The sequence below is a fragment of the Massilia orientalis genome (genome assembly GCF_030411975.2).
In the GTDB taxonomy this organism is placed as follows: Bacteria; Pseudomonadota; Gammaproteobacteria; order Burkholderiales; family Burkholderiaceae_D; genus Telluria; species Telluria orientalis.
On sequence record NZ_JASNRB020000004.1, the window covers coordinates 274,666 to 290,962 of the forward strand.

The window sequence follows — 16,297 nt, forward strand, 5'->3', positions numbered from 1 at the left end:
CGTTCGGGAAATTCATGCCGGCTCACCTCCGTTCGCGCCACCAGAGCGAGAGCATGGCCAGCGCGAACACGACGCCGAACGGCCACACGGGCAGCGGCCGCGTGCCCGGTGCGACCGGCGCCGGCGTGCGCGCCGCATACAGCGCAGTCGCCGCACGGCGTTCGCTGCGTTGCCACAATGGCCAGTCGCCCGGCGCATACACGTACACCTGGCCGTCGTTCGTGCCCGTCTGCAGATGCAACCAGCCGCTGGCCGCCGGCCACACGGCCACGCAGGCGGCGTCCACGTGTTCCGGGCGGCGCTGCCAGGCGAGCGTCTGCTTCAGTTCCGCCACCGTCACGGTGCCGCTCACGCCCCGCGCGCAGATCGCGAGACGCCGCTGCGGCAGCGGCATCTCCTCCGGATCGAGCCATGCGACGTCCGCGCGGCGCTGCACGCCCAGGTGGTCGAGAACGTCCTGCCACCACAGCGCCAGCTGGCGCGGCTGCGCGATCGCATGACGGTGCCAGTCGCCCACGCCCAGCCAGGCGATGCGGCCGTCTTTCCAGTCGCGCGTCCACAGGCCGTCCTTGCCGATCCACTCGCCCGCGCGGTCGCCGCTCGGATTCAGGCCGGCGGACGCCATCGGCAGCACCGTGCCGATGGTCTTGTTGGCCGGCTGCGGCGCCAGCGGCAATTTCACGCTGCGTGCCCACGTACTCGCATCGCGCGCATTCGCGCCCAGCACGAGCAGCCGCGCACCGCCGGCCACGCGCGCGAGCAGCGCATCGCGGGAGGCGGCGCCGGCCCGCTCGAACCAGGCCGCGTCGACGATCTCCAGCTCGGGCTTGTCCATTTCCGCGCGCGCCGTCTCCGCACGTTCCAGTCCTTTACCGAGTTCGACCTGCCAGTCGATGACGGCGCCGCTCGCCGCGAGCAGGTCGTCCAGCACGCGCAGGTCGAACGACGGCGCGCCGAACCGGCCGCGCACCTGCAGCGGCGCGGGATCGGTCACCGTGAACGGCACGGGGCCTTCATCGACGACCTTGCCCGCGGCGTCGAGCAGGCGCGCCTTCAGCACGAGCCGTTGCGCGACGGGCGGCAGCCATTGCACGGCGAGGTCGGTGTCGCCTTTCGCTTCGGCCAGTACTTGCCCGTTTTCCGCCAGCAGTTGCAGGCGGCCGGGCGCGGACCACGAGCGGTGCACCCTCAGCGTGAACACGCGGCCCAGCGCGATCGTGCGCGGGAAGTCGAGATCGATCGCCGGGGTGTCGGGCTTGTTCCAGTCGAGCGGACGGGCCGGCAGGTCGTCCCACTCGGCCGCACGCAGACCGTCGCCGGCCAGGCGCAAGGTGCGCACGCCAGCCAGGGTGCGCGGCGGGTCGGCCGCATCGACCATCTGCGTGGCCCCCGCCTCCCCCGGCAACGAAAATTCTCCGACCGTGCCGGCCAGCGCGACGCCCGCGACCAGCGCCAGCACGGCATCGATCCAGTGCCGGCGCGCGGCATACCCCAGCGCGGCCAGCACGCCAACGACGACAGCGGCAATGGCAATGGCAATGGCAATCATCGCCCGCCTCCTTGCAGCGCTTTCGCGAACGGCGTCTCGACGACGGGCCGCGCCTGCAGCAGCACGGGCGCGTCAAGCACGCCGCCGCGCAGCCACGCGGCCAGTTGCGCACGCGCGGCCGGCTTGCCGTCGGCCACGTCCTGGATCGCCCGCTGCGCCGCGAGCCGCTGCTCGTCGTCCGTGATGCGCTCGCGCACCCAGTCATGCGCCGTGCGCGTCCACAATGCGGGCAGCGGACCGTCGCCGCCGAGCGCCTGCACGAGGTCGCGCAGGTTCGCCGGCACGATCTCCGCAGCGTCCGACTGCGCCCGCTTGTAGCTGGCCGCGCCGGCCGTGTCGCCGCTCATGCGCTTGTCCTCCTTGATGGCCGGCGGGGCGAACGCCGTCTTGTGCAGATAGATGCGTTCCGCCTGCTGCAGCGCCTTGATCGCGTCCAGCGCCTTGTACTCGGGCGGCAGCGCGGTCTTCGGCGTGATGGCGCGCAGCGCTTTTTCCGCGTCCCACATCGCGGACAGCGCGCGCCGCAGCAGTTTTTTCGTCGCGTCGTCGAACAGGGTCGCGTTCTCGACCGAGTCGTGCGCGTGGCCGAATTCGTGCAGCACGTCGAGCTTTGCACCCGGCTTTTCATCATGGTCGTCGTCCTTGCCGAACAACGTGGATTCCTCGCCGAGGAACTGGCCGTAGCGGCGGCGCAGCGCGGCCTGGTCGGAGGCGATGCTTTCGCTGCGCTCGCGCACGTCGTCCTCTCGCATCTTCTTCGACCGCATGTCCGCCACCAGCTGTTCCGTGTCGATGATGACCTGGCGCTGGCTGCGCAGGCTTTCCGGCTTGACGAGCGTGGGCAGCGCCGTCGTCTCTTCAGCCTGTTCCGATGGCGGCGCGGGCAGGCGCAGCGTGACCGTGGGCGATTGCACCGTGTGCGGCCGCGCCGCGTTGTCGCTGGCACGCACGAAGAAGTACAACTCGTCGCCCGGCTCCATGCCGAGGTCCGTGAGCAGCCAATCGCGGCTCCAGCTGCGCCGGCGCGGGTCGGTCGATGCGGGCAGCGGCAGTTCGCGGTCGCTGAAGCGGATGTTCTCGCCGCTGCCGCGCGCCAGCGTGAGGTGCAGCGTGGCCTGCTGGACGCGGTAGTCGTCGGTGACTGTCACCGCGATGGCCGCGTTCTTCGCATCGCGCGGCAGGTCCTTCGTCATCTCGTTGGGCTGCGCGATCGCGATCTCGGGCGGCTGGTCCGGGATCACCTTCAGCGTGTAGCGCGCGCCGCGCCAGCGCCAGAAGATGGACTCCGTCGCCGTCCAGCGCGCGCACGCCGGTCCCGCATGCAGGGCCTGGCCGTCGCTCAGTTCGATGGTTTCATCCGTCTTCCGTGGGTCGTCGAGGCACCATTCGACCGCGGTCTGCTCGGGCACCTGCGCATCCTTCGGTGTGGACGACGATGGCGCCACGCCCGTGTACGACGGCGGCGCCAGTTTCACGACCAGTCCCGCATGCGTCGTGGGCGCGGTTGCCGGCCGTCCGGCCGCATGAGCGGCAGTGTGCGGACCGGCCGCGTGCGGCAGCAAGGCCGAACCCCACGCCAGCCCCGCGAGCGCGAGATTCGCGAGCAGCCACGTCCAGCCGAACGGCACGTGCGCGGCCACGATGGCGCGCACGCGGTGCGGCGGCAGCGCGGCGTCGATGCGTTTCAGCAGGCGCTCGCGCTGCAGGCGCGCGACGGGCGTCTCCGGTTCCTCCGCCAGCAGCGCGGCGCTGTCTTCCATCTCGGGCACGGCGCCGTCGACCCAGTGCGTCCAGCCATGCGCCACGCGGCGTTGCAGGTGCAGGCCGTCCCACGCGCAGAACGCGGACCACGCCAGCAGGCCGGGGCCGGAGCGCAGCAACAGCCAGGGCAGCGCGCCGACGAACCACAAGCCGGCCCGGCGCAGCAATGCGGCGCGCCACAAGCGCCGCGCGAGATCAACGGCGCCGGACATGGGTCACGATCCTTTCGAGTGCGAACAGCGCGACGAGCGCGAGACCCAGCCAATGGCGCAGCGCACCGGGGGCCGGTCCGGCCGGCGCGGCGGCATCCGGCGCGAGCGCCTGTGCGGGCGCCGTGTAGGGTCGTACGCCGAAATACTGGCGCTGCCAGGCGGCGAACAGGGCGCGGGCACCGTCGGCGTCGTGCGGCGGCTCGGCGCGCCACAGCGGTGCGCGCAGGCCGGCCGGCGGCGCGTCGGACCGGTCCCACACGACGAGTTCCGTATGCGGACCGGGCGCCGCATCCACGACGATATGCCACGGCCCCTCGGCCGCCGCGAACAGCCGGCGCCAGTCGTCGACGCGGTCGCTGAAGACGGCGACGTGACGTTCGACCGGCGCGGCAGGCGCCGCCACCGTGCGCAACTCGACGGCGTGACGGAAGCGCGGCAGCACGGCCGGCATGACGGCATCGCCGACGACGACCAGGCGCGCACCCGGTTCGAATTCGCGCTCGTGCGCGTGCAGCCACGTCACGGCGTCGCGATCGGGCAAGGTAATGCGCTGGCCAGCCTCTTTGGCGACGAGCGCCGGCGGCGTCCCCGGCACGACCAGCACCGTGTCCCCGCGCCACGCCAGCACGAGGTCGGCCAGCAGCGCGATCAGGGTCGCCAGCAGCAGGCAGCGCAGCGTCAGCAGGATCACGTCGTGCCAGCGCCACACGCGCTGCTGCTTCGGCTCCGCCGCCGGCAGGAAGCGTGCCGAGGCAAGCAAGGCCGTCTTCGTCTGCTCGCGCTTCTGGCGGTGCCACAGGATGGGCAGCAGCACGACCGGCAGCGCCCACCACCACAAGCTCATCCCGTTCATGCGACCCGCGCCCTCCGTAACCAGGCGCGCAGGACTTCACCGGGCGCCTGCTCGATGCGCGCCTGGACCAGCGGCACGTCGTTCTTGCGGCACGCGCGCACGACCTCGTCGAAATGCGCGGCACGGTTGCGGACGTACGCTTCCTTCACGTCACGGCCGAAGCGGTAGACGGCGCCGCCGTGCTCGGGGTCGCGGTAAGCCGGCGTCGCGTCGAACGCGGCATCCGCCTCGGCCTGCGTGTGCAGGCACAGGGCGCGCACGTCGTGGCGCATGCGGCGCAACCGGAGCAGCGCATCGGACAGCGGCGACGGCCAGTCGAGGAAGTCGCTTGCCACGCACACGACGCCGGGCGCGCGGCTGAAATGCAGGCTGGCGCGCAGGGTGTCGGCGCCGGGCAGCACGCCGCCCGCGTCGGCGCCGTTCAGGCGCGCCAGCACGCGCTGCAGCTGGCGCGGCCCGCGCGCCGCCGGCGTGAAATCGGCACGCTCGCCGCGGCACACGACGAGGCCGAACGCATCGCCCTGGCGCTGCGCGATGGCGGCCACGCACGCGAGCAGCACGCGCGCGTACCGCAGCTTCGTGAGCCCTTCGATACTGCGGCTGGGTTCCGCCATCGATGCCGTCGCATCCAGCACGAGCCAGACGGCGACGTGGCTGTCGCGCTCCGCCTCGCGCACGTAGTACCGATCGGCGCGCGCCAGCAGTTTCCAGTCGACGCGGCGCCACTCGTCGCCCGGCGCATAGGCCCGGTATTCCGAGAACTCGACACCCGCACCCCGCTCGCGCCCGGCGTGGATGCCGTGGCCGAGCCCCGCCAGCACGTGGCGCACCACGAGGTCGAGGTTGGTCGTGTGCGCGATCAGCGACGATGGAGCCAACACGTCTTACTCGGCCCGGATCCCGGCGTGCAGCGCGGCGAGGATATCCGCGATGGCGACGCCGTCCGCCTCGGCCTCGAAGTTGCGCAGCACGCGGTGCGCCAGCACGGGCAGCAGCATCGCTTTGATGTCGTCGCGCGTGACGGCGAGGCGGCCATGCATCAGCGCGCGCGCCTTCGACGCCAGCACGAGGGCCTGGCCGGCGCGCGGACCGGCGCCCCAGCCGATGTGCTTGCGGATCGCGTCCACCGGCGAATCGGCCGGGCGCGTGGCGCGCACGAGGCGCGTCGCGTAGCGCAGCATCGCATCCGAAATCTCGATATCGCGCACGAGCCGCTGCAGGCGCAGCAGCGTCTCCAGGTCCATCGCGGGATCGGCGTCGCGCAGGCCGGCGTGCGTCGTCGCGCCGACCATCATCATCTCTTCATCCTCGGTCGGGTAGCCGACGTCGATGCGCAGCAGGAAGCGGTCGAGCTGCGCTTCCGGCAGCGGATACGTGCCGGCCTGCTCGATCGGATTCTGTGTCGCGAGCACGAAGAACGGCTTCGGCAGCTTGTGCGTTTGCCCGGCGAACGTGACGGATCGTTCCTGCATCGCTTCGAGCAGCGCGGATTGCGTCTTCGGCGGCGCGCGGTTGATCTCGTCGGCGAGCAGCACCTGCGTGAACACGGGGCCCGGCTGGAAGCGGAACACGCGCTGGCGCGTGGCCTGGTCTTCTTCCAGGATCTCGGTGCCGACGATATCGGACGGCATCAGGTCGGGGGTAAACTGCACGCGCCGGAACTGCATGTCGGTCGCCTGCGCCAGCGATTTCACGAGCAGCGTCTTGCCGAGGCCCGGCACGCCCTCGACGAGCGCATGGCCGCCGCCCAACAGGCACGTCACCAGCAGATCGATCACGTCGCGCTGGCCGATGATCACGCGGCCCATGCTCGCCTTGAGCGCGTCCACCTTCGCCGCCAGGTCGGCGATCTCGTTCTCAGTCCATGCAGCTTCTGCCACTTGCTAGGCTCCTAACGCATATTGAATGATGTTGACGGCGAACCGCGTGTTGTCGACCGCGAGCCAGCGCTTGTTGCGGAAGTCGTAGTCCCACTCGCAGCCGTAGTCCTTGTTCGAGTACAGCACGCCGATGCGGCCACCCACCTCGATGGCGCGCAGGTATTCGTGCACGAGATCGTCGCCCCAGCCGTTCAGCTCCACCGCCGTGTTGGGCGGACCGTCGAAGTGGAAGAAGCTGGAATACAGGCGGTGATTATTCGGGATCTTGTGCAGCGCCTTTGGGCCGAAGATGCGCGCCATCTCGGCCTCGAACGATTTGGCGAACAGGCCGTCGATGTCGTGGTTGCAGTCGTCCACGAACACGAAGCCGCCGCCCTTCACGTAGCGCTCGAAGTTGCGCCGCTCGGCGGGGGTGAACTGGACGAGCTTGTGCCCGGCCAGGTAGCAGAACGGCGCTTCGAGCATCTTCGGATCCGCCAGGGCGACGATGCGCTCCGCGGTATCCACCCTGAGCGTCGTGTACTCGACGAGCGAGTTCAGGACGTTGCTGGGCATGCGTTGGTCCACGTCCCAGTCGCCCGACTCGTACGTCAACCGCGTGAAGTAGAAGTCGTACGTCGCCATTCTCTTCAGCCGATCTTGCGGCCCGTGTTGATCACGTTGATGCCGTTGAAGCGCGTGGTCGACGTGCCGTGCGAGACGGCGCTGACCTGGCTCGGCTGGCCCTTGCCGTCGAAGAAGGAGCCGCTCATGCGCCAGTCGCGTTCATCGCAGATCGCCGTGCACGCATTCCAGAAGTCCTGCGTGTTCGACTGGTACGCCACGTCTTCCAGCATCTGGCCGATCTTGCCGTCCTTGATCTCGAAGTACAGCTGGCCGCCGAACTGGAAGTTGTAGCGCTGCTGGTCGATGGAGTAGGAGCCGCGGCCGAGGATGTAGATGCCCTTCTTGACGTCCTTGACCATCTCGTCCGGGGTCATCTTCAGCTTGCCCGGAACGAGCGACACGTTCGGCATGCGCTGGAACTGCACCTTGCTCCAGCTGTCCGCGTACGAGCAGCCGTGCGATTCCTTTTCGCCGATGATGTGCGCCTGGTCGCGCGTGGCCTGGTAGTTGACGAGGATGCCGTCCTTGATGATGTCCCAGCGCTTCGCGGGCACGCCCTCGTCGTCGTAGGCGACGGCGCCCAGCGAACCCGGCGCCGTCTTGTCGCCCGTGAAGTTGACGATCTTCGAACCGAAATTGAAGTTACGGGACTCCCACTTGTCCAGCGTGCAGAAGCTCGTGCCGGCGTAATTGGCTTCATAGCCCAGCACGCGGTCCAGCTCCGTCGGGTGGCCGACGGATTCGTGGATCGTCAGGAACAGGTTTTCCGGCGCCAGCACGAGGTCGTACTTGCCCGGGTCGACGGTCCGCGCGGTCAGCTTCTCGCGCGCCTGGCGGCCCGCGTTCTTCGCTTCCTCGACGATGTCGTAGCCGCCGTTGTACAGCGTGGCCACGCCGCCGGCCGCGCGCACCTTGTGCTCCGGCTTCACGTCGAACCATTCATAGCCCATGCCGACCGGCGGCGCCAGGCCCGCGCGCGAACGGAATCTGCCGGTCGCCTTGTCGACCGCGGTCGCGTTGATCGGGGCCCACAGGCGGTGGATGTCCTGGTCGATGTACGAGCCGTCGGTCGATGCAAAATACTTCTGCTGGTTCACCTGGAACAGGTTCGCCGTCATGAAGCTGGCGCCCGCGGCGAGGCCCGCCTTGTTCGCGGCGATCAGCATATCGGCCTTGTCCTTGACCGGGACGGTGCGCCAGTCTTTCCTGATCGGCGTGGCCCACGCGACTTCGCCCACGCCTTTCACGGGCGCGAGCTGCACGGGTTCCGTCTGCAGCTTCGCGTTGGCCTGCGCGATGGCCACGGCCTGGCGCGCGGCGCCGGCGACGGCGTCCGGGGTCAGGGAATTCGTGGCGGCGAAGCCGTAGGCGCCGGCGGCGATCACGCGCACGCCGATGCCGGTCGATTCGGTATTCGTCACGCTCTCGACGTTCAGGTCGCGCGTGGTGATGTACTGGTTCAGGTAGCGGCCGATGCGCACGTCGCAGTACGAGGCGCCCGCTTTTTTCGCGGCGTCCAGCGCGGTGTCGGCCAGCGACTTCTTGAAGCTCAACGCGAGGGGATTGAGCAGTTCCTCGGCGGCGATCGCGTTGCCGAACACGGGGACCAGCATGGCGCCGGCCGTGCCGGCACCGATTTTGAGGAAGGTACGGCGTTCCATGAATTCTCCATTGTGCCCCGTCGTTCCCGCGAAAGCGGGAACCCATACTGCGTTTGCGAATAGGCGAAGTGTGCTGCTTCGGCACACTCAGCATGGGTCCCCGCCTTCGCGGGGACGACGTGCTTATTTTTACACCGCGTCGGAGAGCGACGTGAAGTTGAAGTCGCGTACCTTCATCGGCGGAATCAGCATCTGGAACGGCACCTCGTCGCCACCGATGACGACCGGCTTGCCGATCTCCTCGATGTTGTTGAGCATCGTGACGGGGCTCTCGTTGAAGCGGAAGTTCTTGATCGGGTACTTGATCTTGCCGTTCTCGATGTAGAACGTGCCGTCGCGCGTGAGGCCCGTCAGCAGCACCGATTGCGGGTCGACCATGCGGATGTACCACGTGCGGGTCACGAGCACGCCCTTCTTCGTGTTGGCGATCAGCTCCGCCGTCGACTTGTCCGTGCCGGCCATGATGATGTTGCCCGGCGTGGCCGTCGCCGGCACGCCCTTCTTCTTGGCCCAGTACTGCGAGTAGTTCAGCGCGTTGACCTTGCCGTCCTTGATCAGGTCCATGCGCTTGCGCGCGATGAGGTTCTCGGTGTCCCACGGCAGCACGGGCACGTCCGGGTTCCACGGGTCGGCCCAGATGTTGACCTGCTGGTCGAACAGCTTGTCCCCCAGGCGCGAGGCGCCGCCCTTCTTCGACAGGAAGCTGCGGCCTTCGTCGGTCTGGCGCGCATCGAAGCCGAACAGCATGTAGCCGAGCAGCTCCGACGTGGCCGCCGGTTCCAGGATCACGGTGTAGCGGCCCGGTTCCAGTGCTTTCGCGTCGACGGAGCGCAGCGCCTTTTCGATCGCGACATCGGCCGCTTCGCGCGCGTCGAACCTGTTCGCGTCGGTGGCCGAGCGCTTGACCCAGCCGGAGCCGCGGCCGTCTTCCGTGCGCACGGTGCAGGTGAAATCGAGACTCGTCTGCTGCTGGTGGCCATACACGCCGTTCGAGTTGGCCACGCCGGAGAACTGGTTACCGTCCGTGAAGAAGCCGGCGGCGACGAGCTTGTTCTTCTTGCAGGCTTCGATCGCATACGCCGCGGTCTGGGCGCGGAAGTCCGGATCGATGGCGGCCGTCTTCGCGCTGAACGTCTGCGACGCCTTGTACTCCTGCTTCGACACGGCCGGCATGAATTCCGGATTCTCCGGCGCCAGGCGGGCGAGGTCCTCGGCGCGGCGCACGACTTTTTCCAGCGACTTGTCGTCGAACTCGTTGATGGTGGCGGTGCCCTGGCGCTTGCCGAAAGCGACCGTCACCGAGATGTTGGTGTCGTCCGCGAGGCCGGCGGTGGAGACCTGGTTGCGCGCGAAGCGGATGTTGCCGTTGCGGCTGCCGCTCACGGTGACGATGCATTCGTCGGCCTTCGAGAACGAGAGGACGCGGTCGGTGATGTGTTTGGTCTGTTCCTGGGTCAGGATGGTCATGATGCAGGTCCCCTTAGCCGATCTTGCGGGCGGTGTTGATGACGTTGATGCCGTTGAAGCGCGCGGTCGACGACCCGTGCGACACGATGCTGATCTGCGGAGGCTGGCCCTTGCCGTCGAAGAAGGAGCCGCCCATGCGCCAATCGCGCTCGTCGCAGATCGCCGTGCACGCATTCCAGAAGTCCTGCGTGTTCGACTGGTATGCCACGTCTTCCAGCATCTGGCCGATCTTGCCGTTGTTGATCTCGTAGAACAGCTGGCCGCCGAACTGGAAGTTGTAGCGCTGCTGGTCGATCGAGAACGAACCGTCGCCCACGATGTAGATGCCCTTCTTGATGTCCTTGACCATCTCGTCGGGCGTGAGCTTCTTCTTCCCGGCCTGCAGAGACACGTTCGGCATGCGCTGGAACTGCACGTTGCTCCAGCTGTCCGCGTACGAGCAGCCGTCCGATTCTTCCTTGCCGATGATGTGCGCCTGGTCGCGCGTGGCCTGGTAGCTGACGAGGATGCCGTCCTTGATGATGTCCCAGCGCTTAGTCTTGACGCCTTCGTCGTCGTAGCCCACGTTGCCCAGCGAGCCCGGCGTCGTCTTGTCGGCGACGATGTTCACCAGCGGCGAGCCGTACTTGAACGACTTCGACTCCCATTTATCCAGCGTGGCGAAGCTGGTGCCGGCGTAGTTCGCCTCGTAGCCCAGCACGCGATCCAATTCGGTCGGGTGGCCGACGGATTCGTGGATCGTCAGGTACAGGTGTTCCGGCGACAGCATCAGGTCGTACTTGCCCGGCGTGACCGACTTCGCGGTCAGCTTGCGCTTGGCGTCGCGGCCCGCGGCGCGCGCGTCCTCGACGATGTCGTACGATTTCGTGTACAGCGTGGCGACGCCGCCCGCCGCCTTGATCGTGTCTTCCTTGCGGGCATCCAGGTATTCGTAGCCCATGCCGACCGGCGTCGACAGGCCGCTGCGCGAACGGAACTTGCCGCTGGCCTTGTCCACCGCGGTCGCGGAGAACGGCGCCCACAGGCGCTGCACGTCCTGGTCGATGTACGAACCGTCGGTCGATGCGAAATACTTCTGCTGGTTCACCTGGAACAGCATCGACTGCATGAAGCTCGCGCCGGCATCCATGCCCGCCTTGTTCGCCGCGATCAGCAGTTCGGCCTTGTCCTTGATGGGCACCGCGCGCCAGTCCTTGACGATGGGAGTCGCCCACGACACCTCGCCCACGCCCTTGACCGGTGCGAGACGGACCGGCTCGGACTGCAGCCTGGCGTTCGCCTTGGCGATCGCCACCGCCTGGCGCGCCGCGCCCGCGATGCCGTCCGGGGTCATGTCGTTGGTGGCGGCGAAGCCGTACGCGCCGTTGACCACCACGCGCACGCCGACGCCGGCCGATTCCGTGTTCGTCACGTTCTCGACGTTCAGGTCGCGGGTGATGATGTACTGGTTGAGATAGCGGCCGATGCGCACGTCGCAATAGCTCGCGCCGGCCTTGGTGGCGGCGTTCAGCGCGGTGTCGGCCAGCGCCTTCTTGGCCGCGATGGGCATCGCGGTGAGCAGCTCCTCGGCGGCGATGGCGTTGCCGAAGACGGGTACCAGCATGGCACCGGCGGTTCCGGCACCGATTTTAAGGAAGGTACGGCGTTCCATGGGTTCTCCTGAAATCACACACTTCTTTTTGGTCAGCGCCCCGGGTGGCGGGCCGCTCCTTTTTTTACTGCGGGGGTCATGAAGCCGATGCACCTTAGCAGCAAGTTGACGTTTTGAATAGGCAATCTTCATGCCACGTGGCAGGCGGCGGATTTGCACGCGTTCCGGCGTTTTTCGGTGTCCGCGACTGTCCGCCCGGTGTCCGCGACAGGTGGGCCGGACACCTCGCATATGCATGCGTCATTACGCCTGGATGCAACACGAGATTACTGAATGGTTACGCGTGAGAATTCGTGCATTTTTACAGTTAAGCACCGTGTATATTGCGACGGCAACGTTTGCATGTCACATTTGCACACCAAAACAGGGATTCCATGAAGATCGTTCGCCTTGCGGCGGCCGCCGCAATCGCGCTGGCCAGTTGCACGCTCCAGGCCCAGGAAATCAGCCAGGCCACCGCCCCGCCAACTGCCGCGCCACCCGTATCGCCTGCCGTCGAAAACTCGGTCGTCAAGATCTTCAGCACCCTGCGCCGCCCGGACCCGTTCAAGCCCTGGACCAAGGCCACGCCGCAGGAGATCACCGGATCCGGCGTGGTCATCGAAGGCAAGCGGATCCTCACCAACGCCCACGTCGTCGGCTACGCGAGCCAGGTGCAGGTGCAGGCGAGCCAGGACGGCGACAAGGTCGGCGCCACCGTCGTCGCCATCGCGCGCGGCATGGACCTCGCGCTGCTGAAACTGGACGACGAATCGTTCTTCGACAAGCACCGCCCGGTCAAGCGCACGAGCGTCCTGCCGGACGTGCGCGAGGCCGTCATGGCCTACGGTTATCCGATGGGCGGCACGTCGCTGTCCGTCACCAAGGGCATCGTCTCGCGCGTCGAATTCGTCCCCTACGGCTACGGCAGCGCGGGCCTGCGCGTGCAGATCGACGCGCCCATCAACCCCGGCAACAGCGGCGGGCCTGTGATCGACGGCGACAAGATGATCGGTCTCGCGTTCTCGATGGCGGCGAATGCCCAGAACATCGGCTACGTGATCCCGAACGAGGAAGTGGAACTGTTCCTGCGCGACGTGGCCGACGGCCGCTACGACGGCAAGCCGCTGCTGCTGGACGATATCCAGACGCTGGAGAACCCGGTCCTGCGCCAGTACCTCAAGCTGGACAAGGCGGCCGACGGCGTCGTCGTGCACCGCCCGTACCGCAGCGATGCCGCGTACCCGCTGAAGGAATGGGACGTCATCACGCGCATCGGCGACTACCCCATCGACAACCAGGGCATGGTCAGGCTGGGGGCCAACCTGCGCGTGCGCTTCCAGTACCGCGTGCAGCAGGTCGCGAAAAACGGCAAGGTACCGCTGACCATCGTCCGCGGCGGCAAGACCATGCAGGTACAGGTGCCCGCGAGCGGCCGGCGTCCCCTGTTGATCCCCGCGCTGGACGGCGACTATCCGTCGTACTTCGTGTACGGCCCGATCGTGTTCTCGCGCGCCACGGCCGAATACCTGTCCTTCATCGGCAACAACGCGCAACTGCTGAACGCCTACAGCTTCAACGCCAGCCCGCTCGTGACGCGCCGCGGCGACGAGCCGGACGCGCAGCGCGAAGAACTCGTCGTCATCAGCTCGCCGTTCTTCCCGCACAAGCTCGTGACGGGCTACAGCAACCGCTTCGGCTCCGTCGTCGACTCCATCAACGGCGTGCCGGTACGCAGCCTGCGCCACCTGGTGGCCCTGCTGCGCGACCTGAAGGACGACCTCGTCGTGCTGCGCTTCGACCAGCGCCTGGGCGAGACGATGGTCCTGCCGCGCCAGGCGATGGTCGACGCCACCGAGGGCGTCCTGCAGGACAACGGCATCCGTTCGCAAGGTTCGCAAGACATGCTGGACGTCTGGAACGGCAAGAAGAATTGATGGCGGCCGCGTTTTCGTTACGCCGCGCCGCGCTCGGCGCGGCCGTGCTGTCCGCCTGCGTGCCCTGCTTCGCCGCGGCCGCGCAACCGTTACCCACGCCGGCCCAGCTGGCTGCGCTGGCCTTTCCCGGCTGGAGCGAGAGCGCGGCCGGCCGCGTGCACAGCGCGGCCTTGCCGCCGCTTCCCGGCACCGGGCACGGCATCTACGCCGGCTGGAACGTGGGGCCGAACCGCGTACTCGTCGAACCGAAACTGGTGCTGCGCACGGACCCGTCGCACCTGACCCTCATCGCGGGCCTCGTGCCGGCCGGGGACGACGGCCGCTCCAGCGCCGTCCACGCGACGCCGCTGGCACTGGCTGCCTACCAGTTCGAACAGCATGGCGGCACGTGGGGCGTGAGCGGACGCCAGGGCATCTTCGCGCTGCGCGGCTTTTCCGGCGCCGCCGCCGTGCGCGAGGTCGCGCTGGCCGCGCGCCGCCAGGCCGTTGCGGTGGAATACGGCAGTTGCTGGCAGGGTTACTGCGGCACCTGGCTCGCCGTGTACGAAGTCGGCCGCGACGCGGTCCGGCGCGAGCCGGCCGTGGAGCTGGCACTGTCCGGCATCAACGTCGACAGCGCGGCGGATTGCCAGCACCGCCTGGCGCCGCTCGTGAAGCCGCACGCGCAGGACCCCATCGCACGCGACGACGGCGCTGCGCCGGACACGCATGACTGCTATGCGATCGAGAGCAGCTGGAGCATCGACGCGACGCATGAGCAGCCGGGCGACCTGACCATCCGCTACCAGGGGGCGATCAGCCGCGCGGAGTCGTATGGGGGGCCGCCGGCGGCGATCGACCAGAAGCAGGTGCTGCGGTACGGGAATGGGAAGTATCGGGCGGTGTCGGGGTACTCGCCGGTGCCGGCGATTTAAATATACCGTCGTCCCCGCGCAGGCGGGGACCCAAGTTTATCTGAGTAGCCGCGCACGCAAAATTGGCCCCCTGCCTTCGCTGGGGCGACGGTTCATGGGCCGCAGGCCGATAGTCATGGCACCGCTTTCTTCACCGGCGTGAAGTTCAGATCCTGGAAGTCATAGCTGAAATCCGTCTCCGTCGAGATGGGCTGCATCCGCATCCGCTCGATACTGCCGTCCGGATTCAGCGCGAACGTGACGTACGCATCGGCGTTGAAGTTGCGCTCCTTCCAGCGCACGATGAACGTGTCGTGCTGGTAGTGTTCCAGTTCGCCCGTCAGGTCGGGCGTGCGCGACATCGTCAGGATCTGTCTGTTCCCCTCATGCTTGATCGTCGCGATGCCGTACCACGGATCCTGGTACTCGCCGTCGTACGCCGCGCGCGCCAGCGACGGTTGCGACTTCGCCGCGCGCGCGGCGTTCGCCTTGCCGATGCGCGCCAGTTCCTTCGCGTGGTTCTCGTCCTCGACGGCTTTCACGATGCCGATCCAGTCGGTCGCCGCGGCCGGGTCCAGCATGCGGTCGAGCAGCTGGTATTGCAGCGCGTTCAGCGACCCGCCGCTTTCCGCGTTGGTCAGGATGGCGATGCCCAGCTTCGCTTCCGGCACCAGCACCACCTTCGAATAAAAGCCCTGCAGCGCGCCGCTGTGCATCGCGACCAGCCGGCCCTGCCAGTCGCGCAGCTGGAAGCCGAGGCCGTACGCGAGGAAGTTCGGGCGCGTGGCGGCCAGCTTGGGATCGGGCTCGCTGATGCGCATCGGCGTCTGCGCCGTCCACATCTCGCGCGCCTGCTTCGCGCTGTACAGGCGGATCTCCTTCCCGTTCGCGTCCGTGCCCACCTTGCCGCCGGCCAGCAGCACGTTCATCCAGCGCGCGATATCCTCGGCATTCGTATTGATGCCGACGGCGCCCACGGCGTTCGCCACCGGCATCGCCTTCACGGCCGCGATCCTGTCGTTGATCTTGCTGTGCGCGTTCGCCACGTCCGGATTGCCCGCGTTTTCCGCAAGGCTCGTCGTCGTGGAGACCATGCCGACCGGCGCGAGGATGCGCTCGTGGATCGTCTCGCCCCACGTCTTGCCCGACTTGGCCGCGATGATCTTGCCGGCCACGATGTACAGCAGGTTGTCGTACGCATAGCTGCTGCGGAAGCTCGTGGCGGGGCGGATGAAGCGCAGCTTGTGGATGATCTCGTCGGTCGAGAAATTCGTCGTGGGCCACCACAGCAGGTCGCCGGCGCCGAGACCCAGGCCGCTGCGGTGCGTGAGCAGGTCGCGCACCGTCATCTCGTGCGTGACGTACGCGTCGTACATCTGGAAGTCCGGCAGGTGCTTCGTGACCGGATCGTCCCACGCGAGCTTGCCTTCGTCGACGAGCATCGCCAGCGCGGCCGCCGTGAACGCCTTCGAGTTCGACGCGACCTCGAACAGCGTCTTCGCATCGACCTTGTCCGGCGCGCCCAGCTTGCGCACGCCGAAGCCCTGCGTGGCGACGACCTTGCCGTCCTTGACGACGGCGATCGCGATGCCGGGCACGTCGAACAGCTTCATCGCGCGTTCGACGTCGGTGGCCAGCCAGGCGTTCAGGGCTGAGGCATCCTGCGTAATGACGGTTGCGGCGGGGGCGGTGGAGGGTGTCTGCGCCAGTGCGGCGCCGGAGAAAGCGAGCAGGATCGCTGCTGCGATGCGGGTCATGGATTGCACTCTTGGATTCCTCGGATGGTGGAAGCGCGGGGCAGGATAGCATGTTCGCGTCGGCGGCACACCTCTGCTATGATCCGCCTTT

Annotated in this window: 12 protein-coding genes; 2 read left to right on the forward strand and 10 right to left on the reverse strand. The window is 67.8% G+C overall.

Annotation, left to right across the window (positions count from 1 at the left end; genetic code table 11):
* Positions 1–22: 22 nt before the first annotated feature.
* From QPK29_RS07635 to QPK29_RS07675, 9 genes are all read right to left on the reverse strand, one after another.
* On the reverse strand, positions 23–1,549 hold the full coding sequence (locus tag QPK29_RS07635) for a hypothetical protein (protein WP_371771605.1): 1,527 nt from the start codon (positions 1,547–1,549) through the stop codon (positions 23–25).
* Entirely contained in the window at positions 1,546–3,522 is a 1,977-nt protein-coding gene (locus tag QPK29_RS07640) for a DUF4175 family protein (protein WP_371771606.1), read from the reverse strand. Before QPK29_RS07640 ends, QPK29_RS07635 begins: the two co-directional genes overlap by 4 nt.
* Positions 3,506–4,375, reverse strand: coding sequence for a BatA domain-containing protein (locus tag QPK29_RS07645; protein ID WP_371771607.1), 870 nt, complete (start codon positions 4,373–4,375; stop codon positions 3,506–3,508). Before QPK29_RS07645 ends, QPK29_RS07640 begins: the two co-directional genes overlap by 17 nt.
* Complete coding sequence (locus QPK29_RS07650) at positions 4,372–5,256, reverse strand: DUF58 domain-containing protein (RefSeq protein ID WP_371771608.1); 885 nt, start codon at positions 5,254–5,256, stop codon at positions 4,372–4,374. Before QPK29_RS07650 ends, QPK29_RS07645 begins: the two co-directional genes overlap by 4 nt.
* Before the next feature lie 3 nt (positions 5,257–5,259).
* On the reverse strand, positions 5,260–6,255 hold the full coding sequence (locus QPK29_RS07655; RefSeq protein WP_449819937.1) for an AAA family ATPase: 996 nt from the start codon (positions 6,253–6,255) through the stop codon (positions 5,260–5,262).
* Between the two features lie 3 nt (positions 6,256–6,258).
* A complete protein-coding gene (locus tag QPK29_RS07660; protein WP_036240140.1) occupies positions 6,259–6,879 on the reverse strand; it encodes a DUF4159 domain-containing protein in 621 nt (206 codons plus the stop codon).
* A 5-nt stretch (positions 6,880–6,884) separates the two neighbouring features.
* On the reverse strand, positions 6,885–8,522 hold the full coding sequence (locus QPK29_RS07665; RefSeq protein WP_056128594.1) for a TldD/PmbA family protein: 1,638 nt from the start codon (positions 8,520–8,522) through the stop codon (positions 6,885–6,887).
* 129 nt (positions 8,523–8,651) lie between these two features.
* Entirely contained in the window at positions 8,652–9,989 is a 1,338-nt protein-coding gene (locus QPK29_RS07670; RefSeq protein WP_371771609.1) for a TldD/PmbA family protein, read from the reverse strand.
* Positions 9,990–10,002: 13 nt separating this feature from the next.
* Positions 10,003–11,640, reverse strand: a complete 1,638-nt coding sequence (locus QPK29_RS07675) for a TldD/PmbA family protein (RefSeq protein WP_160406771.1) — start codon at positions 11,638–11,640, stop codon at positions 10,003–10,005.
* A gap of 374 nt (positions 11,641–12,014) precedes the next feature.
* Here QPK29_RS07675 and QPK29_RS07680 point away from each other — a divergent pair, with 374 nt between their 5' ends.
* Both QPK29_RS07680 and QPK29_RS07685 read left to right on the forward strand, forming a co-directional pair.
* On the forward strand, positions 12,015–13,556 hold the full coding sequence (locus tag QPK29_RS07680) for a S1C family serine protease (protein WP_371771610.1): 1,542 nt from the start codon (positions 12,015–12,017) through the stop codon (positions 13,554–13,556).
* Positions 13,556–14,470: a hypothetical protein gene (locus QPK29_RS07685; RefSeq protein ID WP_371771611.1), complete on the forward strand. Its 915-nt coding sequence runs from the start codon at positions 13,556–13,558 to the stop codon at positions 14,468–14,470. Before QPK29_RS07680 ends, QPK29_RS07685 begins: the two co-directional genes overlap by 1 nt.
* Positions 14,471–14,583: 113 nt before the next feature.
* Here QPK29_RS07685 and QPK29_RS07690 read toward each other — a convergent pair whose 3' ends face one another.
* Positions 14,584–16,206: a serine hydrolase gene (locus tag QPK29_RS07690; protein WP_082577333.1), complete on the reverse strand. Its 1,623-nt coding sequence runs from the start codon at positions 16,204–16,206 to the stop codon at positions 14,584–14,586.
* Positions 16,207–16,297: the final 91 nt, after the last annotated feature.